The organism is Nocardioides panzhihuensis (assembly GCF_013408335.1).
Lineage (GTDB): Bacteria > Actinomycetota > Actinomycetes > Propionibacteriales > Nocardioidaceae > Nocardioides > Nocardioides panzhihuensis.
This window is the reverse complement of sequence record NZ_JACBZR010000001.1, coordinates 4,785,488-4,807,663: the sequence shown is the minus strand read 5'-3', so window position 1 is coordinate 4,807,663 and position 22,176 is coordinate 4,785,488. Positions and strand designations below refer to the sequence as shown.

General features: G+C 69.3%; 20 protein-coding genes. 12 read left to right on the top strand and 8 right to left on the bottom strand.

Features of this window, described 5'->3' with window-relative positions; genetic code table 11:
- Complete coding sequence (locus BJ988_RS22795) at nucleotides 1-1,416, bottom strand: SDR family NAD(P)-dependent oxidoreductase (protein WP_179660163.1); 1,416 nt, start codon at nucleotides 1,414-1,416, stop codon at nucleotides 1-3.
- Nucleotides 1,417-1,734: 318 nt separating this feature from the next.
- Between BJ988_RS22795 and BJ988_RS22790 the strand changes: the two genes are divergently transcribed.
- From BJ988_RS22790 to BJ988_RS22755, 8 genes are all read left to right on the top strand, one after another.
- On the top strand, nucleotides 1,735-2,649 hold the full coding sequence (locus tag BJ988_RS22790; RefSeq protein WP_179660162.1) for a Rossmann-like and DUF2520 domain-containing protein: 915 nt from the start codon (nucleotides 1,735-1,737) through the stop codon (nucleotides 2,647-2,649).
- The gene (gene panC / locus BJ988_RS22785) at nucleotides 2,646-3,587 is read left to right on the top strand and encodes a pantoate--beta-alanine ligase (protein WP_179660161.1); all 942 of its coding nucleotides are present in this window, start codon (nucleotides 2,646-2,648) and stop codon (nucleotides 3,585-3,587) included. Before BJ988_RS22790 ends, panC begins: the two co-directional genes overlap by 4 nt.
- The gene (panD, locus tag BJ988_RS22780; protein WP_218861055.1) at nucleotides 3,584-4,009 is read left to right on the top strand and encodes an aspartate 1-decarboxylase; all 426 of its coding nucleotides are present in this window, start codon (nucleotides 3,584-3,586) and stop codon (nucleotides 4,007-4,009) included. Before panC ends, panD begins: the two co-directional genes overlap by 4 nt.
- 93 nt (nucleotides 4,010-4,102) lie before the next feature.
- Nucleotides 4,103-5,815, top strand: a complete 1,713-nt coding sequence (locus BJ988_RS22775) for an L-aspartate oxidase (protein ID WP_179660160.1) — start codon at nucleotides 4,103-4,105, stop codon at nucleotides 5,813-5,815.
- Nucleotides 5,815-6,744, top strand: a complete 930-nt coding sequence (nadC, locus tag BJ988_RS22770) for a carboxylating nicotinate-nucleotide diphosphorylase (protein ID WP_179660159.1) — start codon at nucleotides 5,815-5,817, stop codon at nucleotides 6,742-6,744. The genes BJ988_RS22775 and nadC overlap by 1 nt, the downstream gene beginning before the upstream one ends.
- Nucleotides 6,745-6,754: 10 nt before the next feature.
- A complete protein-coding gene (locus BJ988_RS22765; protein ID WP_179660158.1) occupies nucleotides 6,755-7,537 on the top strand; it encodes a type III pantothenate kinase in 783 nt (260 codons plus the stop codon).
- Nucleotides 7,538-7,587: 50 nt separating this feature from the next.
- Entirely contained in the window at nucleotides 7,588-7,983 is a 396-nt protein-coding gene (locus BJ988_RS22760; RefSeq protein ID WP_343051745.1) for a histone-like nucleoid-structuring protein Lsr2, read from the top strand.
- Nucleotides 7,984-8,186: 203 nt separating this feature from the next.
- A complete protein-coding gene (locus BJ988_RS22755; RefSeq protein WP_179660157.1) occupies nucleotides 8,187-10,772 on the top strand; it encodes an ATP-dependent Clp protease ATP-binding subunit in 2,586 nt (861 codons plus the stop codon).
- A 117-nt stretch (nucleotides 10,773-10,889) separates the two neighbouring features.
- On the opposite strand, the gene BJ988_RS22750 is transcribed toward BJ988_RS22755, so the two are convergent.
- Entirely contained in the window at nucleotides 10,890-11,762 is an 873-nt protein-coding gene (locus BJ988_RS22750; protein WP_218861697.1) for an HhH-GPD family protein, read from the bottom strand.
- Nucleotides 11,763-11,836: 74 nt separating this feature from the next.
- Here BJ988_RS22750 and BJ988_RS22745 point away from each other — a divergent pair, with 74 nt between their 5' ends.
- Nucleotides 11,837-12,562, top strand: coding sequence for a hypothetical protein (locus BJ988_RS22745; RefSeq protein ID WP_179660155.1), 726 nt, complete (start codon nucleotides 11,837-11,839; stop codon nucleotides 12,560-12,562).
- 106 nt (nucleotides 12,563-12,668) lie between these two features.
- Here BJ988_RS22745 and disA read toward each other — a convergent pair whose 3' ends face one another.
- Together disA and radA are read right to left on the bottom strand one after the other, a co-directional pair.
- Complete coding sequence (gene disA, locus BJ988_RS22740; protein WP_179660154.1) at nucleotides 12,669-13,751, bottom strand: DNA integrity scanning diadenylate cyclase DisA; 1,083 nt, start codon at nucleotides 13,749-13,751, stop codon at nucleotides 12,669-12,671.
- 88 nt (nucleotides 13,752-13,839) lie between these two features.
- Entirely contained in the window at nucleotides 13,840-15,225 is a 1,386-nt protein-coding gene (gene radA / locus BJ988_RS22735) for a DNA repair protein RadA (protein WP_179660153.1), read from the bottom strand.
- A gap of 142 nt (nucleotides 15,226-15,367) precedes the next feature.
- Here radA and BJ988_RS22730 point away from each other — a divergent pair, with 142 nt between their 5' ends.
- Complete coding sequence (locus tag BJ988_RS22730; protein WP_218861695.1) at nucleotides 15,368-16,399, top strand: LacI family DNA-binding transcriptional regulator; 1,032 nt, start codon at nucleotides 15,368-15,370, stop codon at nucleotides 16,397-16,399.
- 28 nt (nucleotides 16,400-16,427) lie between these two features.
- Nucleotides 16,428-17,627 (top strand): NAD(P)/FAD-dependent oxidoreductase, encoded by a 1,200-nt coding sequence (locus tag BJ988_RS22725; protein WP_179660151.1) that lies wholly within the window; start codon nucleotides 16,428-16,430, stop codon nucleotides 17,625-17,627.
- Here the strand turns inward: BJ988_RS22725 and BJ988_RS31115 are convergent.
- From BJ988_RS31115 to BJ988_RS22705, 4 genes are all read right to left on the bottom strand, one after another.
- Nucleotides 17,624-18,388, bottom strand: a complete 765-nt coding sequence (locus BJ988_RS31115; RefSeq protein ID WP_179660150.1) for a D-Ala-D-Ala carboxypeptidase family metallohydrolase — start codon at nucleotides 18,386-18,388, stop codon at nucleotides 17,624-17,626. The genes BJ988_RS22725 and BJ988_RS31115 overlap by 4 nt on opposite strands.
- Before the next feature lie 66 nt (nucleotides 18,389-18,454).
- Complete coding sequence (locus tag BJ988_RS22715; protein ID WP_246321554.1) at nucleotides 18,455-19,045, bottom strand: class I SAM-dependent methyltransferase; 591 nt, start codon at nucleotides 19,043-19,045, stop codon at nucleotides 18,455-18,457.
- A 119-nt stretch (nucleotides 19,046-19,164) separates the two neighbouring features.
- On the bottom strand, nucleotides 19,165-19,821 hold the full coding sequence (locus tag BJ988_RS22710; protein WP_179660149.1) for a VOC family protein: 657 nt from the start codon (nucleotides 19,819-19,821) through the stop codon (nucleotides 19,165-19,167).
- A gap of 89 nt (nucleotides 19,822-19,910) precedes the next feature.
- Entirely contained in the window at nucleotides 19,911-20,672 is a 762-nt protein-coding gene (locus BJ988_RS22705; RefSeq protein WP_179660148.1) for a DUF3109 family protein, read from the bottom strand.
- A gap of 221 nt (nucleotides 20,673-20,893) precedes the next feature.
- On the opposite strand from BJ988_RS22705, the gene BJ988_RS22700 reads away from it, so the two are divergent.
- Complete coding sequence (locus tag BJ988_RS22700; RefSeq protein ID WP_179660147.1) at nucleotides 20,894-22,153, top strand: MFS transporter; 1,260 nt, start codon at nucleotides 20,894-20,896, stop codon at nucleotides 22,151-22,153.
- The last annotated feature ends 23 nt before the right edge of the window (nucleotides 22,154-22,176 follow it).

Below are 22,176 nucleotides of genomic sequence, written 5' to 3'. Positions count from 1 at the left end.
TCAGTTCCCCGCAGCGGCGTCCAGGGCCTCCTGGATCGGGTCGATGCGGCGCAGGTCGATGACGTGGCCGGTGCTCGACGCGATCAGGGTGTCCAGCGACGCACGTGCGACTGCCTTCGACTCGAGGAGGGTGTTGGGCGGCTCCTCGCCGAACGCCTTGGTGCGCATCGGCGTCGCGGTGCGCTCAGGGTTGATCGCGTTGACGCGTACGCCCTCGTCGGCCCACTCGTCGGCGAGGGCCTGGGTCAGGTTGACCGTGGCCGCCTTCGCCGAGGAGTAGAGCGCGTAGCCGCGGCGGCCGCGGGTGTAGGAGCTCGAGGTGAAGAAGAGCAGGGAGCCCTTCGCCCGGGCGAGGTAGGGGAAGAACTCCTGGGCGATCAGGACCGGCGCGATGTAGTTGATCTCGGTCGCGGTGTAGATCGTCTCCTCCGAGACGGTCGCGAGCTCGCCACGCGGCAGCACACCTGCCGTGTTGACCACGAAGTCGATCGAGCCGAAGCGCTTGCCCGCGTCGGCCGCCGCAGCGACGATGTCGGCCCGCTTGCCGACGTCGGTGCCGGTGGCCGAGCGGCTGTAGGAGGCGACGTTCGCGCCGTAGGACTCGGCCAACGCCATGATGTCGGCGCCGATGCCGTAGCTGCCGCCGAAGACGACCATGTTCTTGCCTTCGAAGGCGGCCCGGTAATCGGCCTCGGACTTCTGCGGGAACTGCTGGTGAGCGGTGAGCTGGAAGAGCTTGTCGGCGATGTAGACGTCGATCGGCTCGGTGACCTTCATGTTCCGTTCGTGCCCGTCGACCACCCAGATCTTGGTGTCGGGCAGGTACTTGAGCACGACGCTGCAGTCGTCGGTCGCCTTGAACTCCGAGTCCTGGTCGGCGATCTCGTAGGCCCGCTTCAGCGTCGAGGCGAGGAAGGCCTGCGGGGTCTGGCCGCGGCGCAGCCGCGAGCGATCCGGGATCTGCGCGATGGTGTTGTCGTCGTTGAGCTCGATGATCGTGTCGGCCGAGGGGATGGCCACGTCGACGGCCTGGTGGGTCTGCAACGCCTTGAAGCAGTTGGTGATCACCTCTTCGCTGAGCAGCGGACGGACGGCGTCGTGGAGGAGTACGTTGCAGTCCTCGCCCTCGGGGAGGGCGGCCAGAGCGCGCTTGGTCGTCTCGTTGCGGGTCTCGGCGCCCTCGAGGATCTTCGAGACCTTCGGGTAGCGGCCGTCGCGGGTCATCGCGTGCACAGCGTCGAGGTGGCCAGGGGCCATCAGGATGATGATCTCGTCGATCTCCGGGTGGCGGTCGAGCACACCGAGGGTGTGTTCCATGATCGGCATTCCTGCGATCTTGATGAGCTGCTTCGGGATGTCGAGACCCACGCGGGAGCCCACACCGCCGGCAAGCAGCACGGCAACATTACGAAGCACTGAACTCTAACCCTTTGGTAGATGACGGAGAGGCGTGGATTCTTCCACGCGGCGCGCGGTTGACTCCAATGCCGGGGCGGCTTGTTGCCGAGTCGTGGGTGCGGCGGGTGAGAGCGCCGGTGTGAGAGCAGTCACTCGACGCGGGTGTTTCGGAAGAGTGCCCGGCGGCGTACCGTTTGTCTCGGCTGAGCTGAGGCGAAGCCAAGCAATACGGCTCGGTCACGGTGGCCGAGCACGCAGGCACTACGTCTGGTACCCATCCCGGCTCCGCTCGCAAGGGGGAGTGGTCGGAGGGACTGGAACGAAAGGTCTACCACCATGAACCCACTCAAGGTGGGCGTAGTCGGCGCGGGTCGCGTCGGGGCCGTCCTAGCAGCCGCGCTGCAGTCCGCCGGTCACGAGATCGTGGCCGTCGCCGGAGAGTCCGACGCCTCCCGAGCGCGGATCGCCTCACTTCTCCCGGGGGTCCCGGTCGAGAAGCCGACCGCTGTCGCTCGCGCGTGCGACCTCCTCCTGCTCACCGTCCCCGACGACATGCTCGGCAACGTCGTCAAGACGATGGTCGACGCGGGCGCGATCCGGCCCGGGCAGTACATCGCCCACACCTCCGGTCGCCACGGCCTGGCGATCCTCGCGCCTGCCGCCGCCATCGGCGCTCATGTGATGGCGGTCCACCCGGCGATGACCTTCTCCGGCACCTCGGTCGACCTCGCCCGGCTCTCCGGCTGCGTCTTCGGGCTGACTGCCGCCTCTCCCACCGACCGGGCCTTCGCCGAGGCGCTGGTGAGCGACCTCGGCGGCAAGCCGATGTGGGTGCCCGAGGAGATGCGGACGCTCTACCACGCCGGGCTCGCCCACGGCGCCAACCACCTGGTCACCCTGGTCACCGAGGCGATGGAGATCCTCTCCGCCGCCGGAGCCACCGACCCCGCGGGGACCCTGCGTCCGCTGCTGACCGCCGCCCTCGACAACGCCCTGGAGCACGGTGATGCCGCGCTGACCGGGCCGATCGTCCGTGGCGACGCCGGCACGGTGGCAGCCCACCTCGACGACATCCGCGCCAACGCCCCGCAGACCCTGGGGTCGTACGTCTCCCTGGCGCGGGCCACGCTCGACCGGGCCGTCTCCGACGGACGGCTCGTGCCCATCCGGGCGCTCAAGATCAAGAAGCTGCTCGACGCTGCCTCCTCGGAGGCCGGGACCGTCGAGGCCCCCGCGAGGAAGTACTCATGACCGAGACGACCGGAGCGAGGTCGAGCGGCGAGCTTGCTCGTCCGCTCGCGCCGAGCGAGGGAGTAACCGCGCGAAGCGCGGAGCTCGCCCACACCCGTGAGGGGCTCAGGAAGCTGCTCGAGCCCGCCCGCCGCGACGGCGCCTCGGTCGGCTTCGTACCCACGATGGGTGCGCTGCACGAGGGCCACGCGTCGCTGATGCGGGTCGCACGCGACAAGGTCAGCGGCCCGGTCGTCGCGTCGATCTTCGTCAACCCGCTGCAGTTCGGCGCCGGTGAGGATCTCGACCGCTACCCGCGCACGCTCGAGGCGGACCTCGAGATCTGCGAGCGTGAGGGCGTCGACGTCGTCTTCGCTCCGTCCGTCGACGAGGTCTACCCGGGCGGGCTGCCGCAGGTGACCGTGGCTCCCGGTGAGCTCGGTGACGTGCTCGAGGGCAAGACCCGGCCGGGCCACTTCGGTGGTGTTCTCACCGTCGTCGCGAAGCTGTTCGGGCTGGTCGGGCCCGATGTCGCCGTCTTCGGCGAGAAGGACTACCAGCAGCTCGCGCTGATCAGCCGGATGTCCTCCGACCTGTGCCTCGGCGTCGACGTCGTCGGCGCGCCGACGCAGCGCGAAGCCGACGGCCTGGCGCTCTCTTCCCGCAACCGCTACCTCTCGCCCGAGCAGCGGGAGGAGGCGACCACTCTGTCGCGGGCGCTCTACGCCGCGCAGCGCGAGGCCGCCTCGGGCGTCGACGCCGCTCTCCAGGCGGCGCACGCCGAGCTGCGCCGGGCGAAGACGGTCGAGCTCGACTACCTCGTGGTCACCGACCCTGCGCTGGCAGTGCTGCCCGCCGACCCGGAGCCGGGCACCGAGGCCCGGATCCTCATCGCTGCCCGGCTCGGCACCACCCGACTCATCGACAACATGAGCCTCACGATCGGAGCATCCCGATGACCCGTCTGCGCACCATGATGACCGGCAAGATCCACCGCGCCACGGTCACCCAGGCAGACCTCCACTACGTCGGCTCGGTGACCGTCGATGCAGATCTCCTCGACGCCGCGGACATCCTCCCGGGCGAGCTGGTCTCCATCGTCGACATCACCAACGGTGCCCGCTTGGAGACCTACACCATCGCCGGCGAGCGGGGCTCAGGTGTGCTCGGCATCAACGGCGCCGCCGCCCACCTGGTCCACCCCGGCGACCTGGTCATCCTCATCGCGTACGCGCAGATGAGCACCGAGGAGGCCAAGGCCTTCGAGCCTCACGTCGTCCACGTCGACGAGGCCAACCACATCATCGCGCTCGGCTCCGACAGGAGTGAGCCGGTTCCAGGGACCGACCAGATGCGTGGGCCTCTCGTTCTCACGCAGTAGCGTGCGCAGCATGAGCGAGCGCCAGCGAGCGACAGACGAGATCATCATGCTGTCGCCTCCGTATGCTTTCCCGTCCTCGACGGAGGGGGCAGCATGAACATGCAGCTGCTCTCCGCCCGCGATCCGGGCTGGACCGAGTGGGCGGACGTGATCGTGGTGGGTTCGGGGATCGCCGGACTGACCGCGGCGCTGCGGCTGAAGGACCAGGTCGAGCGGGTCGCCGTCGTCACCAAGGATGTGCTCCAGGCCGGCTCCACACAGTGGGCCCAGGGCGGCATCGCGGCGGCCCTCGGCGAGGGCGACACTCCTGCCCAGCACGAGGTGGACACGCTCGTGGCGGGCGCCGGGGCCTGCGACCTTGAGGCCGTACGTGTCCTCGTCGGTGAGGGCGCGGAGGCGGTTCGCGAGCTGATCGAGTGGGGTGCCGAGTTCGACAAGGACCCCGCCGGCAACCTGTCGCTCACCCGGGAGGGCGGCCATCGCCGCGACCGGATCGCGCACGCCGACGGCGACGCGACCGGCGCCGAGATCCAGCGTGCGCTGATGGAGGCCGTCCGGCGGGCGCCGGAGATCCTGGTCTTCGAGCACGCCATGGTCGTCGACCTGCTGACCGCCGCCGACGGCGGTGTGGCAGGTCTGACCATCCACGTGATGGGGGAGGGCGACGCCGACGGCGTCGGGATCGTACGCACCCGGGCTGTGGTCCTCGCCTCCGGCGGCCTCGGCCAAGTCTTCTCGCAGACCACCAACCCGGCCGTCGCCACCGCTGACGGGATGGCGATCGCCCTGCGTGCCGGTGCGACGCTGCGCGACCTCGAGTTCGTCCAGTTCCACCCCACCGTGATGTACCTGGGTGAGGACTCCCGCGGCCAGCAGCCGCTGATCTCCGAGGCCGTACGTGGCGAGGGCGCCTTCCTGGTCGACTGGGACGGCGCGCGGCTGATGGACGGCGTCCACGAGCTTCGCGACCTGGCTCCCCGTGACATCGTCTCCAAGGCGATCATGAAGCGGATGCTCGAGACCGGACACCCCAACATGTGGCTCGACGCCCGTCATCTGGGCGCATCGGTGATCGAGCCTGCCGAGATCTCCGACCGCGAGACATCAGCCAGCCGCACATTCTGGGGGCGCCGCTTCCCCAATATCCTCGCCACGCTCCTTTCCCACGGCATCGACCCGTCCCAAGACCTGATCCCGGTCGCGCCGGCCTGCCACTACGCCTCCGGCGGCGTACGCACCGACCTGTGGGGCCGCAGCGACGTCCCGGGGCTCTACGCCACCGGTGAGGTCGCCTGCAGCGGGGTCCACGGCGCCAACCGGCTCGCCTCCAACTCGCTCCTCGAGGGGTTGGTCTTCTCGCGCCGGATCGCCGAGGTGCTGCCCGGCGAGCTGCGACAGCTGGAGGATCCGGCCCCCGGTCGCGGCACCGGCCGCGCGCTCGTCCCCGGCGCCGCGCTCAAACAGCTGCAGGAGACGATGACGACCAAGGTCGGGGTCCTCCGCAACGCCACCGGCCTCGCCGAGGCGGTCGAGGAGCTCGAGCGGCTCGGGAGCGTCCCGGCGACCGAGATCGACCCGGCTGCCTGGGAGGCGACCAACCTGCTGACCGTCTCGCTGGCGCTGACGAAGTCCGCGCTGCTGCGCGAGGAGACCCGCGGGTCCCACTGGCGCGAGGACTTCGCCGAGCGTGACGACCCCAGGTTCGCCGGCCACTTCGATCTGACCCTCCGGGACGGCGAGCCCGTCGCCACCTTCACCCCGGCCCCAGCTACCGACCCGCTGACCCCAACCCTGGCAGGAGCCTGATGACCATCCGACGCGTGCCCTTCGACGAGATCCCGCAGTCGCTGCGTGACGAGCTGACCAAGGCCGGCCTCGACGCCGGCGAGGTCTACGACGCCGTCGAGCTCGCTCTCGATGAGGACCTGCCCTCGGTAGCTCCCGGTGAGATGCCCAGTGAGGACGTCACCTCGGTGGCCACGATCGCCCCCGACGCGGCCGCGATCGGCGTCTTCGCCGCCCGGGAGGACGGCGTGGTCGCCGGCCTGGGCGTGGCCGAGCTCGTCTTCGCGTACGTCATGGGTGACTCGGTCACGGTCACCGACCGCGTCAAGGACGGCTCCAAGGTGAAGGCCGGCGACGTCATCATGCGGATCGCGGGGCCGACCCGTGGCCTGCTCACCGCGGAACGTACGGCTCTCAACTACGCCTCCCACCTCTCCGGCGTCGCCACCGGTGTCGCGGCCTGGACCGAGGCGCTGGAGGGGACCGGCGCCCAGGTGCTCGACACCCGCAAGACCCTTCCGGGCTTCCGGGCCCTGGAGAAGTACGCCGTACGTTGTGGCGGCGGCGCCAACCACCGGATGTCCCTCTCCGACATGGCGCTGGTCAAGGACAACCACATCGTCGCCGCCGGTGGCGCCGTGCAGGCCTACGAGGCAGTGCGGTTCGCCTACCCGGACGTGCCCGTCGAGGTCGAGGTGACCACGCTCGAAGAGCTCGAGGCCCTCCTCGACGCCGGCTGCGGCCGGATCATGCTCGACAACATGTCCACCGCGATGATGAAGGAGGCCGTCGGGATCACCGCCGGCCGAGCCGTGCTCGAGGCGTCCGGCGGCCTGACCCTGGATCGCGCCCGCGAGGTCGCCGAGACGGGTGTCGACTATCTCTCCGTCGGTGCGCTGACCCACTCGGTGAAGGTCTTCGACATCGGCTTCGACCTGTCCGAGGGCTGAGGGGTCCGCCATGCCCCTGCTCGCAGTCAACATCGGCAACAGCCACACGGTTCTCGGGCTGATCGCCGACGGCGTCGTGTCCGCCGACTGGCGGGTCTCCACGCTGGAGCACCGCACCGCTGACGAGTGGTGGGCGCTGCTGCGGGGGATCCTCGGCGATTCGCTGGTGGCGAGCATCGACGGCGTGGTGGTCTGCGCGACGGTTCCCTCGGTCCTGCACGAGTGGCGCGAGATGCTCGCCCGCCATCTGGGCTCGGTCCCGAGCGTGGTGGTCGAGCCGGGCGTACGCTCCGGCATCCCGATCCTCATGGACAACCCGCGCGAGGTCGGCACCGATCGGATCGCCAACGCGGTCGCCGCCGTGGCTCTGCACGGCGGTCCGGTGATCGTGGTCGACTTCCGCGGGACGGCGACGACGTTCGACGTGGTCAACGCCGCGGGACAGTACGTCGGTGGTGCGATCCTGCCGGGGATCGAGCTGTCCTTGGAGGCGCTGGGGCGGCGCGGTGCGCAGCTGCGCAAGGTCGAGCTCGCCCGCCCGCGGTCGGTGATCGCGAAGAACACCGTCGAGGCACTGCAGTCGGGAATGGTCTTCGGGGTCGCCGCGCAGGTCGAGGGTATGGTCGCTCGGATCATCGCCGAGCTGGGCGTGTCCGCCGACGACGTGACGGTGATCGCCACCGGCTATCTCGCGGAGTTCGTGCTGGACGAGAGCAAATGTTTCTCCGCGCATTCCCCGTGGCTGACGTTGCAAGGGCTGGAACTCATATTCCAGCGGAATGTCGCTCGTTAGTGCTTTTCGGTATGCCGCACTGTTGATTCAACTGGGTGATATGTAATGCTATGCGTATCTCGCTTATACGCGGGGCCTATATTCGGCCCGTTTCCCGGGTGAAGAGCAGTGAAGGTAGGAACATGGCTAAGAAGGTTCAGATCATCCTCGAGGATGACATCGACGGCTCGGAAGCAGTCGAGACGGTGTCCTTTGCCCTGGACGGCACCTCCTACGAGATTGATCTCAGCGATGCCAATGCGGCAAAGCTTCGCGATTCTCTTGCGCTCTTCATCGGTCACGCACAGAAGGTGAGCGGTCGCCGCGGCAGCGCCAAGAAGGCCCCTGCGGCCGGTGGGACGACCCCGAAGGTCATGCGCGAGTGGGGCAAGGCCAACGGTTACACCGTTCCCGACCGCGGTCGCATTCCGGCCGAGGTCCGATCGGCTTTCGAAGCGGCCCACTGACCGACAGGTCCTGCCGCGCCGAACGACCGGCTGCCGCGCCCTTCCGGGGCGTGGCAGCCGTCTTTGCGTGGTCGGCGCTGTCCGACGTACGGAACGCGTGTTCGCTCTCAGCGCACGGATCGCGCTGTGTTGTCGGGAACGCGTAGGCTGTCTTCGGGGTTGGATCTTGGTGACGCCCCAGAATTCTTAGGAGAGATGCGTACATGTTCGAGCGGTTCACTGACCGAGCCCGCCGGGTGGTCGTGCTGGCCCAGGAAGAGGCCCGCATGCTCTCCCATAACTACATCGGGACCGAGCACATCCTGCTCGGCCTCATCCACGAGGGCGAGGGCGTCGCGGCCAAGGCCCTCGAGTCCCTCGACATCTCGCTCGAGGCGGTGCGCAACCAGGTCGAGGAGATCATCGGCCAGGGTCAGCAGGCACCGTCCGGGCACATCCCGTTCACGCCGCGCGCCAAGAAGGTGCTCGAGCTGTCCCTGCGCGAGGCGCTGCAGCTCGGCCACTCCTACATCGGCACCGAGCACATCCTGCTCGGCCTGATCCGTGAGGGCGAGGGCGTTGCCGCCCAGGTGCTGCAGAAGCTCGGCGCCGACCTCAACCGGGTCCGCCAGCAGGTCATCCAGCTGCTCTCGGGCTTCCAGGGCAAGGAGGGCCAGGCCGGCACCTCCGGTGCCACTGCGACGGCCGGCACGACCTCGACCGAGGCGCCTTCCTCCAGCCTCGTGCTCGACCAGTTCGGCCGCAACCTGACCCAGGACGCCCGCGACGGCAAGCTCGACCCGATCATCGGCCGCGAGGCCCAGATCGAGCGCGTGATGCAGGTGCTCTCGCGGCGTACGAAGAACAACCCGGTCCTCATCGGCGAGCCCGGCGTCGGCAAGACGTCGATCGTCGAGGGGCTGGCCCAGGACATCGTCAAGGGCACCGTCCCCGAGACGCTCAAGGACAAGCAGATCTACACGCTCGACCTTGGTGCGCTGGTCGCCGGCTCGCGCTACCGCGGTGACTTCGAGGAGCGCCTCAAGAAGGTGCTCAAGGAGATCAAGACCCGCGGCGACATCGTGCTGTTCATCGACGAGATCCACACCCTCGTCGGCGCAGGTGCGGCCGAAGGCGCGATCGACGCGGCGAGCATCCTGAAGCCGATGCTGGCTCGCGGTGAGCTGCAGACCATCGGTGCGACCACCCTGGACGAATACCGGAAATACCTGGAGAAGGACGCCGCTCTCGAGCGCCGCTTCCAGCCGATCCAGGTGCCGGAGCCGACGATTGCGGTCGCGATCGAGATGCTCAAGGGCATCCGTGACCGCTACGAGGCCCACCACCGGGTGACCATCACCGACGAGGCGCTGGTCGCCGCGGTCACCATGGCCGACCGCTACATCTCCGACCGGTTCCTTCCGGACAAGGCCATCGACCTGATCGACGAGGCCGGCTCGCGCCTGCGCATCCGCCGGATGACGGCCCCCGCCGACCTGCGGGAGTACGACGACAAGATCGCCGACGTGCGCCAGCGCAAGGAGGCCGCGATCGACGGCCAGGACTTCGAGGCGGCTGCCCGGCTGCGCGATGAGGAGAAGCAGCTCATCGCCAAGAAGGCCGAGCGCGAGAAGGCCTGGCGTGCCGGTGACATGGACGAGGTCGCCGAGGTCGACGAGGAGCTGATCGCCGAGGTTCTCGCCGTGGCGACCGGCATCCCGATGGTGCAGGTCAACGAGGAGGAGTCTCAGCGCCTGCTGCGCATGGAGGACGAGCTCCACAAGCGCGTCATCGGTCAGGACCAGGCCGTCAAGGCGCTCTCGCGTGCCATCCGGCGTACGCGTGCGGGTCTGAAGGACCCGAAGCGCCCCGGCGGTTCGTTCATCTTCGCCGGTCCGTCCGGTGTCGGTAAGACCTGGCTGTCCAAGACGCTTGCCGAGTTCCTCTTCGGCGACGAGGACGCGCTGATCCAGCTCGACATGTCGGAGTTCGGCGAGAAGCACACCGTCTCGCGGCTCTTCGGTTCGCCTCCGGGCTACGTGGGTTACGAGGAGGGTGGCCAGCTCACCGAGAAGGTGCGCCGCAAGCCGTTCTCCGTGGTGCTCTTCGACGAGGTCGAGAAGGCTCACCCGGACATCTTCAACTCGCTGCTGCAGATCCTGGAGGAAGGTCGCCTGACCGACTCCCAGGGCCGCGTGGTCGACTTCAAGAACACCGTCATCATCATGACCACCAACCTCGGCACCCGGGACATCGCGAAGTCGGTCAACCTGGGCTTCTCCCAGGCCAGCGACAAGGCGGGCTCCTACGAGAAGATGAAGTCCAAGGTCTCCGACGAGCTCAAGCAGCACTTCCGTCCGGAGTTCCTCAACCGTGTCGACGAGGTCATCGTGTTCCCGCCGCTGTCGCAGGAGCAGATCATCTCGATGGTCGACAACATGATCGCCTCCGTCGAGACCCGTCTCAAGGACCGCGACATGGGCATCGAGCTCACCACGGCCGCGAAGAAGGTGCTCGCCGAGCGCGGGTTCGACCCGGTCCTGGGCGCCCGACCGCTGCGTCGTACGGTCCAGCGCGAGCTCGAGGACGTGCTCGCCGAGAAGATGCTCTACGGCGACATCGGCCCGGGCGAGATCGTGCTGGTCGACGTCGACGGTGAGGGTCCTGCCGCGCAGTTCACCTTCAAGGGCCAGAAGCGTTCGTCCATCCCGGACGTTCCTCCCCTCGAGGGCGCGTCGGTCTCCGATATCGAGCTCCCCGACCAGGACGAGCCGACGACGGTGGACAAGCCCAAGCCCGAAGAAGAGTAACGTCGAGAAGTCACTTATCGACGCCGAGTGGTCAGAAGATCTGGCCCCTCGGCGTCGGGCTTTTTCCGACGCTTCAGTAATCGACCTCTCGCGGTCAGAAACTGACTTCTCGGCGGGTTAGGGGAGGGCGAAGAAGTCTGGTTCCACTTCGGTGGCTAGGTTGTCTTTCACCAGGCCTTCCAGGGCTCGTTGGCGTTGAGGGGCGTCGGACCAGACCACGTCCAGGCGGCTGCGGTGGACGGGGGAGTCGGCGTCGCGGAGGACGGCCAGGAGGCGGCCGCGGCATTGGCGGTCGGTGCCGGCCCAGGTCTGGACCTTGCGAGGCGGCCCGTCGTACGCGGGGTGGCCGGCCGCGCGCCAGGCGCACAGGTCCGCGACGGGGCAGCGGGCGCAGGACGGGTTGGCTGCCGTGCAGACCAGCGCACCGAGCTCCATCACGGCGACCGACCAGGTGGCGGCGGTAGGCTCGTCTGTCGGGAGTACGCCGGACGCGAGCTCGCGCTCGGCCTTGTTGACCGACTGCGACGGGAACTCGACGCCGCTCAGGGTCCTGGCGAAGACGCGGCGTACGTTCGTGTCGAGGACGACGTGACGCTTGCCGTAGGCGAAGGTGGCGATCGCTGCCGCGGTGTAGTCGCCGACGCCCGGGAGCGCGATGAGGTCGTCGTAGCTGTCGGGCACCTCGCCGCCGTGGTCCGCGACGATGGCGGTGGCGGCGGCGTGCAACCGCAGCGCTCGGCGCGGGTAGCCGAGGCGGCCCCAGGCGCGTACGGCCTCACCGGTCGGCTCCGCGGCCAGGTCGGCCGGGGTCGGCCAGCGCTCCAGCCAGGCCTCGTGGACCGGGAGCACGCGGGAGACCGGGGTCTGCTGGAGCATGAACTCGCTGACCATCACCGACCACGGTGTCGCGGCCGAGGAGCGCCACGGGAGGTCGCGGGCGTTGGCGTCGTACCAGTCCAGAACGGCGTCGTGGAGATCGGTCACACCCAGATTGTGCCGTGCGACAGGTATTGCCGCGGAGTGGCACCCCGAAACCTGGGCGCGGGGTCATTACGGTGTCGCCTATGGCCCGTGCGAGAAGGACTGGAGGACGGCTACCGGCCTCGGTCTACTGGCGCCGGCGGCTGGCTGTGCTCTCGATCGTCCTGCTCCTGGTCGTCGGGCTCTCGCGGTTCTTCGTCAACGCCTCCGACGAGCCGGACGACACCGCCACGCCCGTGGTCGACCAGCCCACGGCGACAGTGACGGTCACGCCGACGCCGAGCGCTGAGCCGTCGAAGCAGGCGGGCAACGCGGGCGGCAACAAGCCCGACAAGCCCAAGAAGCCGAAGAGCAGCGCACCGCCCGAGCCGACCGGCGAGTGCTCGCCCTCAGACATCGTCGTCGAGCCCGCCGTCGCCGACGGCTACTCCTACGACAACGTCACCATCCCGCTGCAGCTGCGCACCGTGAAGGCGTCTGCGTGCACCTGGAAGCTGTCCCCGGACGCGCTCCAGGTGCGGATCTCGCAGAAGGGCGGCGACCTGGTCTGGTCGACGGTCGACTGCCCGAAGGCAGTGCCGACCAAGGAGATCGTCGTACGCCGCGACGTCGTCACCACGCTCCCGCTGACCTGGACGGGCCGCCGTGTCGTCGCCGGCGAGTGCACCGGACACGGCCCGTGGGTGAAGCCCAACTTCTTCGTGATCGTCGCAGCCGCCCTCGGTGGGGAACCGTCATCGGCCACCTTCGGCCTCTACAAGCCGGGCACCGCCCTGTCGCGTACGGAGCCCGACTCCCCGGCCGGCTGACCCGCCGAGACGTCACTCCCGTCGTCCGAGTTGGCACTGGCGTGCCAACTCGGACGACGGGAGTGACGCTTCGGCCGACGCGGGTGACGCTTCGGCAGAGGGTTTGTCAGACGTAGCGCTCGAGGATGGTGGACTCGGCGAGGCGGGAGAGGCCCTCGCGTACGGAGCGGGCACGGAGCTCGCCGACGCCCTCGACGGCCTGGAGGTCGTCGACGCTGGCGGAGAGGAGCTTCTGGAGGGTGCCGAAGTGGTCGACGAGGCGGTCGACGACGGCGGGTGGGAGACGGGGGACCTTCGCGAGGAGGCGGTAGCCGCGCGGGGCGACGGCGCCGTCGAGCGCGTCGGAGGTGGTGAGGCCGAGGACGCGGGCGGTGGCGGCGGGGTCGACGAGCTCGGCGGAGTTGAGCGCCTCGAGCTCGGCCAGCAGCTCCTCGGGGCTGCGGGAGCGACGGCCGCGCGGGAGGTAGTCGCGGATGACCATCTCGCGCTCGGCGTCGACACCGGTGATGAGCTCCTCCAGCTGGAGGGACAGCAGCCGGCCGTCGGTGCCGAGCTCGAGGACGTAGTCCTCGATCTCGCGGGCGATGCGGGTGACCATCTCGAGGCGTTGGGCGACCACGGCGACGTCGCGCACGGTCACCAGGTCTTCGATCTCCAGCGCCGACAAGGTCGATGCGACCTCGTCGAGCCGCAGCTTGTAGCGCTCCAGGGTCGCCAGCGCCTGGTTGGCGCGGGAGAGGATCTGGCCGGAGTCCTCCAGGACGTGGCGGGTCTCTCCGACGTAGGCGGCGATGATCTGCATCGACTGCGACACCGAGATCACCGGGTGACCGGTCTGCTTCGCGACCCGGTCGGCGGTGCGGTGCCGGGTGCCGGTCTCGGTCGAGGGGATGGTGTGGTCGGGCATCAGGTGAACGGCGGCCTGCACGATGCGACTCAGCGAGTCGTCGACGATGATCGCCCCGTCCATCTTGGCGAGCTCACGCAGGCCGGTGGAGGTGAACGGGACGTCGAGCGTGAAGCCACCGGTCGAGATCGCGTCGACCATCTTGTCGTAGCCGAGCACGATCAGCGCGCCGGTGCGGCCCCGAAGGATCCGCTCGAGCCCGTCACGCAGCGGTGTCCCGGGCGCGATGAGAGCGAGCGTCTCGCGCAGTCGGATGGAGTCCGCGGTGCGGTCGGCGGGCACGGGATTCCTTTCGGAGTGGGATGAGGTGATTCTAGCGGTGGATCCAACCGTAATACCGAGAACGATCTGCCACGAGTCACCAAGATGATTACACCAAGCGGAGGAATTCCAGGGCGGAACCGATGCTGTGTACTTCAAATACGCGCATTCCGTCGACATCGCGCTCATTGGGGCGGTTGGGGACCGGTGTCCCCGGGTCGGCGGGGACGACCGCCACCGTGAATCCGAGCCGCGCCGCCTCGGAGAGTCGCTGGTCGAGATCGCGCACCCGCCGCAGCTCGCCGGCCAGGCCGATCTCCCCGAGCGCCACCACCCCGCGTGGCGTCGGGGTGCCGGAGTGGCTCGAGGCGACCGCGAGCGCCAGCGCCAGGTCGGCGGCCGGGTCGCTGATCCGGGCCCCACCGACGGTCGAGGCGAACACGTCGCGACCCGAGAGACTGACCCGCGCGTGACGCTGCAGCACGGCGAGGATCATCGCGAGCCGGGAGCCGTCCAACCCCGAGGTCGTACGCTTCGCCCGCTCCTCGGCCCCGAGCACGGTCAGTGCCTGGATCTCGGCGAGCAGCGGCCGACGCCCCTCCATGGTCACGGTGACGCAGGTGCCGGGGACCGAGACGTGGTGGGTCTCGACGAAGAGACCCGACGGGTCGGTGACCGCCACGATGCCCTCCGAGGACAGGTCGAAGCAGCCCACCTCGTCGATCGGGCCGAAGCGGTTCTTCATCGCTCGCACCATCCGGAACCGCGAGTCGCGGGCGCCCTCGAAGTGGAGGACGACGTCGACCAGGTGCTCCAGCACCCGAGGCCCGGCGATCGCCCCGTCCTTGGTCACGTGGCCGACGACCACGGTCGTGATGTTGCGGGTCTTGGCCACCCGGATCAGCGCTGCTGCCACCTCGCGCACCTGGGTCACCCCGCCGGGGATCCCCTCGACCCCGGAGGCGCCGATGGTCTGCACGGAGTCGACCACGATGAGCTCGGGCCGGCTCTCCTCGATGTGGGTCAGCACCGCGCCGAGGTCGGTCTCGGCGGCGAGATAGAGCTCGTCCTGGATCGCGTTGGTCCGGTCGGCCCGCAGACGCACCTGCGAGGCGGACTCCTCACCGGTCACGTACAGCGCCCGGCGTCCGTAACGCGCCGTCTGCGCCGCCACCTCCAGCAGCAGCGTCGACTTCCCGACCCCCGGCTCTCCGGCCAGCAGGATCGCTGCCCCCGGCACCAGCCCGCCGCCGAGGACCCGGTCGAGCTCCGGCACCCCCGACGTACGTCGCTCCGAATCGCTCACCGAGACCTCACCGATCGGCACCGCCGCGGTGGAGACGGGGGCCGACTGCGTACGTCCGACCGGGGCAGCCGCCTCCGCGACCGAACCCCAGGCCTGGCACTCGCCACAGCGACCGACCCACTTCGCTGTCTCCCAGCCGCACTCGGAGCATCGGTAGGTGGCGCGTTTGGACGAACGAGCGGTAGCCATGACCGCAAACCTAGAGCACGGCACCGACATCCGAGCCGAGACCGAAGTGGGCCCGGAAGCGCCGCGCGACGTCGGCCTTCGTTACCATGTCTTGGAACGATCCAGAGTTCCACATCGGTATCAAGGGAGGCAGGGCGTGGTGATGCCGCGTTCCGGCGGTCATATCTCGGCCTCTCCGCCGACCCTGGCAGACGTCGCGGAGCTGGCCGGCGTCTCCCGGCAGACGGTCTCCAACGCGGTCAACAACCCTGACCTGCTGCGGGCCGACACCCTGGCCCGGGTGCAGGACGCGATCGACAAGCTCGGCTATCAGCCCAACCGGGCCGCGCGGAGCCTCCGGACGAGGGCCAGCCACCTGATCGGCCTGCGGATGCCGGCCCTCCAGGAGGGCACCGCCAACGCGATGATGGACCGGTTCGTCCACACCTTCGTCGAGGCCGCCGCCGAGACCGGCTATCACGTGCTGCTCTTCTACGGTGACCCCGCCGACCCGCTAGACGGCTACGACGAGCTGCTCCGGTCGACCGCGGTCGACGCCTTCGTGGTGACCGACACCCACCTCGGCGGCCAGCAGACGACCTGGCTGCAGTCCCGGCGGGCGCGGTTCGTCTCCTTCGGCCGCCCCTGGACCCAGCCCGACGCCAAGCATCCCTGGGTCGACGTCGACCTCGCCTACGGCGCCGAGATCGCCACCGAGCACCTGATCGAGCGCGGCCACTCCAAGATCGCCTGGATCGGCTGGCACAAGGACTCCCTGCTGGGGGAGGAGCGGCGCAGCGGCTGGATCCACGCGATGCACACCCACGGCCTCTCGACCACGGGCCTGGCCTCGCGCACCGAGGACTCGATCAGCTCGGGCAAGGCGGCCGCCGACGCGATCCTGGACGAGACCGAGCCGACAGCGCTCGTCTGCGCCTCCGACACCCTCGCGATGGGCGTGCTCCACTCGCTCTTCGAGCGGCGGCTGCGACTCGGCGAGGACATCGCGGTCGTCGGCTTCGACGACTCCCAGGTCGCGCAGACCGTGCCGCCGGGGATCACCTCCGTACGTCCTCCGCTGGAGGAGGCCGCCCGCGAGCTGGTCAAGGCCCTCGAGGAGCTGCTCGCGACCCCGTCCTACGCCGCGCCGGGCGTGATGCTGAAGCCGGTCCTCACGGTGCGGGGTTCTTCCTAGTTCACCGGTTCCGAGCGACGATGGCTTCATGGGAACTGAGGACACCGGCGAGGGAGCAACCGCGCCGATCACGGACATCGTCGTCATCGGTGCTGGTCTTGCGGCCGTCAGCGCCATCGAGACCCTTCGCGCCGAGGGGTACGACGGTCGGCTGATCCTGGTCGGCAAGGAGCCGGAGCTGCCTTACGAACGACCACAGCTCTCCAAGGACTTCCTCTCCGGGGCCAAGGAGTTCAAGCTCTCGCACGACGAGGCCTGGTACGCCGAGAAGGACGTCAACGTCCTGGCCGGAACCACCGCCGTCGCGCTCGACCTGAACGACGGGACCGTAGCGCTCGACAACGGCAAGAAGCTGGCCTTCGGCAGACTGCTCCTGGCCACCGGCGCCGATCCGAAGACACCACCGATCCCGGGCATCGAGACGGCGATGACGCTCCGCACCGTCGAGGACGCCCGCCGTCTCAAGGAAGCGATCCGGTCCGGGACCAGGGTCGTCACGGTCGGGGGCGGCTGGATCGGCCTCGAGGTCGCGGCGTCCGTGACCGCGCTGGGCGGCACAGCGGTCGTTCTCGAAGCCGCCGCACAGCCTCTTCTCAACGTACTCGGACCGGTGCTCGCCGAGTATGTCGCCGACCTGCACACCCGTCATGGCGTCGAGATCCACACCGAGACGACCGTGGAGGCGATCGAGCCGGGGGTCGTGCTGACCAGCGCCGGCGAGATCCCGGCCGACATCGTGCTCGTCGCCGTCGGTGCGGCTCCGGCCACGGACCTGGCCGCGGGGGCCGGTCTCGAGGTCGGCGACGGCATCGTGGTCGACGAGCGGCTGCGTACGTCTGATCCCAGGGTCTTCGCGGCCGGTGATGTCGCGCTCGCGACGCACACCGTCCACGGCGCGCTGCGTGTCGAGCACTGGGACAACGCGATCAGACAGGGCCGGCTGGCGGCCAGGTCGATGCTGGGGAAGGACGGCGTCTACGACTGGCAGCCCTACTTCTTCACCGACCAGTTCGAGTTCTCGATGGAGTACGTCGGCCGCTCGGCGCCCGAGGACGAGGTGCTGCTCCGCGGCAACGCCGAGGGTGATGAGTTCATCGCCTACTGGCGGCGCGGTGCGACCGTCACCGCTGGGATGAACGTCGGCATCTGGGACGTCAACGACCAGCTCCGAGAGCTGGTCGGGACCGAGACCGATCCCGACCAGCTCACCGACCTGTCACAGTCCTAGAAGCACTGCGACGCGCTGTGGTAGACGCTCGACTGGATGCCGAGGTGGATGTGGTCGCTGTGGTCGGGGTAGCCCGGCCCGAGCACCTGCGGGAACGACTGGCGTGAGGCACGCGCGATGCCACACATGGTCGTCGCGCTGCTGCCGGGCACCAGATCCATTCCCCGGCCGTAGAGATGGTTGCTGTTGCTGGCGCCGCCGACTCGGTCGTTGCACGCCTTCGAGCGATAGGCCGACGTCACCCGCAGCGGGTTGTCGCCGAGCCGGTGCCGGATTGCCTCGGCGCGCCACATCGCCTGCATCAAGTTGGCCTTGACCTGGGCGATCGTGGTCCCTGACACCGGCGTCGGCCAACCGCCGAAGCAGACGTCGTCGACCTCGCTCCACGAGAAGTGGATCGGGGTGCAGTCGTCGTCCTGGAGGGCGTAGAGCTTGCTGAACGTGTTGGGGCCGGCGACACCATCGGCGCTGAGCCCGTAGGCGGACTGGAAGTTGCGGACGGCGGTCGTGGTCGCCGGGCCGTAGGACCCGTCGATCGTGAAGATGGTGCGCGACGTCGCCCATCCGGCGACCCGGATCTGCAGTTGGGTGACGTCGGCCCCGGTCGCGCCCTGCTGCAGGGTGCGACCCCACGTGTAGCAGGCATCGGCGTGGGCGGGGGCGGCTGTGGAGGTGATGGCGACCAGACTGGCCGCCAACGTGATGAGGAGAGAACCGATGACCGTGCCGAGCCGACGCCCGAGACGTGGGATTTGGTGCATGGTGAAACTCCCTTCCTTGGGGGGAGCTTCAATGGTTACGGGTTTTCCTCGGCCGCGTGAGGCGATTCAGAAACGCTTCCACCAGAGGTTCACCGCGTAGTCGACGTAGGTCCCGTCGTGTTCGCCCAGGATCGCCTCAGCGGTCGCCGGATCGAACTCGATGCGTACGACCGCCTCCAGATCCGCGCGAGAGCTGAACGACCAGTCCATGTCGACGGGGACGCGTGTCCAGCCGTGCATCGACCAGAACCGCTCCTGCTCCTCGGGCGGCGGGACGTTCGGGTAGCCGCGGCGGAACCATGCGCCGAAGCTGGAGCGGGAGCCGTCGTTGTCGATCACCATCGCCACGCCACCGCGGCGCATCACCCGGTCGAGCTCGCCGAGCCCCGGCTCGCAGCCAGGGCCGAAGAAGTAGGACCAGCGAGCGTGCATGACGTCGACGGACGCCGGCGGGAGCGGCAACTGCTGCGCTATGCCGTTGTGGACGGTGACGTTCGAGAGCCGTTTCGTACGCCGCCGGGCCAACGTCACCAGGTCCGGATGGGGCTCGATGCCGGTGACGGTGCGGGCGTCCTCGGCGAACTTCGGCAGATGGAACCCGGTGCCGCAGCCCAGGTCGAGGACGTCGCGACCGGCCCACCGCGCGGTCTCGGCCATGGCGGCCCATAGCCGACCGTGCGGGTCGACCGCACGGTTCTCGATCTCGTACGTCGCGGTGTGGTGCCAGATGTTCGGGGACGGGATCGCTCCCGTCGCGCCGGGGAGGCCGAGCCTTGTCAGATCCGGACCTCGCCGCGGGGCGTCACGAACTTGGCGGCCAGCAGGCCGGGGGTGCCGTGCTCGGCGACCCAGTCGATGTGGACGTTCTCGGCGGGCTTGCCGGTCCACGGGTCGACCCGCTCCTTCAGCTCGTCGCCGAGGTAGTCCTTGACCCGCTCGGGGTCGCCGGAGATCTCCAGGTCGGTGAGCGTGATGTCGGAGCCGGCGTTGCCGGGGTGGAGGTCGGGGGTCTCCCACTTGATGAAGTAGGGCAGCTGCGGGTCGGCGATCAGGCCGTTGATGCCGATCTGCTGCCAGTGGAGCTCGCGGCCGTCGGGGAGGTGACGGTTGCCGGGAACCGCCTTGCGGCCGAGCCGCTCCTCGATCGGGGTCATGTCGTCGACGCCGATCACGAAGCCGATCCAGCCGCCGCCGAGAGCGGAACGGGCCTTGACGGCCTGCCCGAACGGGGCCTTGTCGCTGGCCGGGTGCTCGAGCGCCTCGACCACCTCGAGGTAGAGGCCGCCGCGCATCGGGAGGATGAAGTTGCGGGTGCCGAAGCGAGGGTGGACGCCGCCGTCGACGAACTCCTGGCCGAGCAGCTCGCCGAGCTGCTTGGCGGTCTGAGCCAAGCCATCGGGTCCTGCAGCGTACGAAACATGGTCCAGGCGCATGTAACGATTCTGAACGCTCGCTGAGGGAGAGACCAATCCAGGGTCGCTATCTCTTGATATCGAGAGATAGCTCGGCGTCATGGTGCAGGTCAGTGCGGGCTGGCCGGGTGGAGCGCCAGGGCGGACCTAGACCGGACGTGCGCCTCGCAGTGGCGGACGAGCTCGGCGTACGCCGCCTTGCCCATCAGCTCGGTGAGCTCGGCCGCGTTGGTGAGGTAGACGGGCTCTACGGCGACGTGGGCCTCGGTGTTGCCGGAGCAGTACCAGTCCAGGTCGTGCCCGCCCGGACCCCAGCCGCGTCGGTCGTACTCGGTGATCGTGACCTCGGTGTACGTCGTCCCGTCGGTGAGCTCGACATCGCGGAACGTACGCCGGATCGGCAGCTGCCAGCACACGTCCGGCTTCGTCTCGAAGTGCTCCCGGCCCTCGGCCGCGGCCAGGACGTGGAGCGCGCAGCCGGACCCGCCGGCGAATCCCGGCCGGTTGGACAGCACGCACGACTCCTGCCCGCGAAACTCCGTTACGCGCGTCTTCCGCTCGCCCTCGTCATCGAGCTCGACCCAGTCGTCGGTCGCCACCTCGCGCCCCGGGTGCTGCTCCCACAGCTCCGGAGTCAGCTTCTGGACGAACCCCGCCGTCCGGGCCTCGTCCTCCTCGTCGGCGAAGTGCGCCCCCAGCGTGCAGCACCCGACGTCCGGCGAGCTCTTGAACATCCCCGGACAGCCGTTGCCGAAGATGCAGGAGTACGCCGACGTCAACCAGGTCAGGTCGCAGCGCATCCGCTCGTCCGGGTCGTCGGGGTTGGCGAACTCCACCCACGCACGCGGGAAATCCAGGGGTACTTCGGGCACCTCGTAAGCCTACGTCCCGGGTCCCGGACCCTCCTGATGCTGACCATGATCTCGTGGCGTTGCCCGAGGTGCCGACGATTCCGAGGGACCGGGGAGGGGAGCGTATTCTTGTATATGCGGAGCGACCGCTCCGTTTTCTTCGTGTGTATCACCTCGCGCTGGCCCCGCCGGCGGACCAAGGCGGCACAGAGCCGCGGTTCGCAGCGGGAGGTTCGAAAGTGATGTCAAGGCAGGGCGAGCAGAGACTGGTTCGCGCCGTCGGGAAGACGTACTTCCCGCTCGCGCTGGTCGCGCGGATGCCGTACGCGATGATGGTCGTCGGTGTGCTGACGCTGGTCGTCGCGGGCCGCGGCTCGCTGGCGCTCGGTGGTCTGAACTCGGCGTTGGTGGGGATCGGTGCCGCGACGTGCGGCCCGCTTCTGGGTGCGGCCGTCGACCGGTTCGGTCAGCGTCGCGTACTGCTGGTGATCAGTGTCCTCAGCAGCGCTGCGCTGGCGGCCATGGCCTGGGTGGTCTACAGCCCGCTGCCGGACGTGGCGGTGCTGGCGGTGGCGTTCCTGGTCGGTGCGACCGCCCCGCAGATCGCACCGTTGTCGCGGTCTCGGCTGTTCGCGATCATCTCCGGGCACATCGTCCCGACGCGCCGCGTGCGGGTGCTCAACTCGACGATGGCCTACGAGTCGGCGGCCGACGAGATCGTCTTCATCGTCGGCCCGGTCGTCGCCGGCGTCCTCGCCGTGACGATCGACCCGTGGGCGCCGGTCGTCGCCGCTGCGGTGCTCACCCTGATCTTCGTCTCGGCCTTCGCCGTCCACCCGAGCGCCGCGACCGCGCAGGCGACTGCTGGACGTACGCCGGCCGCGGGCTCCGCCCGTGAGCTCGCCCGTCCGGGCGTGGTCGTCGTCGTGGTCGGCATCCTCGGCGTCGGTCTCTTCTTCGGCTCGATGCTCACCTCGCTGACCGCGTTCATGGCCGACCACGGGCGCCCGGAGGAGGCCGGCCTGATCTACGCCGCGATGGGCGTCGGCTCCGCCGCGCTGGCGCTCGGCGTCGCGGCCTTCCCGGTGGGCTTCACGCCGACCGCGCGGTGGCTGGTCTTCGGCGGCGTGATGCTCGCCGGCGCCCTCGCGCTGCCGGCGGTGTCCTCGCTGACCGGGATGGTGATCGCGCTGCTGATCGTCGGCATCGGGATCGGTCCGACCCTGGTCACGCAGTACGGCCTCGGTGCCCGCCGCAGCCCGGTCGGCCGCTCGGCCACAGTGATGACCATGCTCGGCTCCGGCGTGATCCTCGGGCAGTCCCTCGCCTCCGCGGTCACCGGCGAGATCGCCGAACGCTGGGGCACCGAGGCGGCCCTGGTCATGCCTGCGGCTGCCGCGCTGGTGGTCGTCCTCGCGGGAGTCGTCAACGCCCGGATCGGGGAGCCTGCCCCGGCGGCGGCCCTCGAGCTCGAGCGCGCTTCGGCTACCTCCAGCCGCTGAAATCGCCCGCTGGGCAACCTTTG

What these genes read in the sequence shown, in the direction of transcription:
- BJ988_RS22790 (WP_179660162.1), top strand. Translation starts at nt 1,735, where the DNA reads ATGAACCCACTCAAGGTGGGCGTAGTCGGCGCGGGTCGCGTCGGGGCC.
- panC (WP_179660161.1), top strand. Translation starts at nt 2,646, where the DNA reads ATGACCGAGACGACCGGAGCGAGGTCGAGCGGCGAGCTTGCTCGTCCG.
- panD (WP_218861055.1), top strand. Translation starts at nt 3,584, where the DNA reads ATGACCCGTCTGCGCACCATGATGACCGGCAAGATCCACCGCGCCACG.
- BJ988_RS22775 (WP_179660160.1), top strand. Translation starts at nt 4,103, where the DNA reads ATGAACATGCAGCTGCTCTCCGCCCGCGATCCGGGCTGGACCGAGTGG.
- nadC (WP_179660159.1), top strand. Translation starts at nt 5,815, where the DNA reads ATGACCATCCGACGCGTGCCCTTCGACGAGATCCCGCAGTCGCTGCGT.
- BJ988_RS22765 (WP_179660158.1), top strand. Translation starts at nt 6,755, where the DNA reads ATGCCCCTGCTCGCAGTCAACATCGGCAACAGCCACACGGTTCTCGGG.
- BJ988_RS22760 (WP_343051745.1), top strand. Translation starts at nt 7,588, where the DNA reads ATGCGTATCTCGCTTATACGCGGGGCCTATATTCGGCCCGTTTCCCGG.
- BJ988_RS22755 (WP_179660157.1), top strand. Translation starts at nt 8,187, where the DNA reads ATGTTCGAGCGGTTCACTGACCGAGCCCGCCGGGTGGTCGTGCTGGCC.
- BJ988_RS22745 (WP_179660155.1), top strand. Translation starts at nt 11,837, where the DNA reads ATGGCCCGTGCGAGAAGGACTGGAGGACGGCTACCGGCCTCGGTCTAC.
- radA (WP_179660153.1), bottom strand. Translation starts at nt 15,225, where the DNA reads ATGGCTACCGCTCGTTCGTCCAAACGCGCCACCTACCGATGCTCCGAG.
- BJ988_RS22730 (WP_218861695.1), top strand. Translation starts at nt 15,368, where the DNA reads ATGCCGCGTTCCGGCGGTCATATCTCGGCCTCTCCGCCGACCCTGGCA.
- BJ988_RS22725 (WP_179660151.1), top strand. Translation starts at nt 16,428, where the DNA reads ATGGGAACTGAGGACACCGGCGAGGGAGCAACCGCGCCGATCACGGAC.
- BJ988_RS31115 (WP_179660150.1), bottom strand. Translation starts at nt 18,388, where the DNA reads ATGCACCAAATCCCACGTCTCGGGCGTCGGCTCGGCACGGTCATCGGT.
- BJ988_RS22715 (WP_246321554.1), bottom strand. Translation starts at nt 19,045, where the DNA reads ATGGCCGAGACCGCGCGGTGGGCCGGTCGCGACGTCCTCGACCTGGGC.
- BJ988_RS22710 (WP_179660149.1), bottom strand. Translation starts at nt 19,821, where the DNA reads ATGCGCCTGGACCATGTTTCGTACGCTGCAGGACCCGATGGCTTGGCT.
- BJ988_RS22700 (WP_179660147.1), top strand. Translation starts at nt 20,894, where the DNA reads ATGTCAAGGCAGGGCGAGCAGAGACTGGTTCGCGCCGTCGGGAAGACG.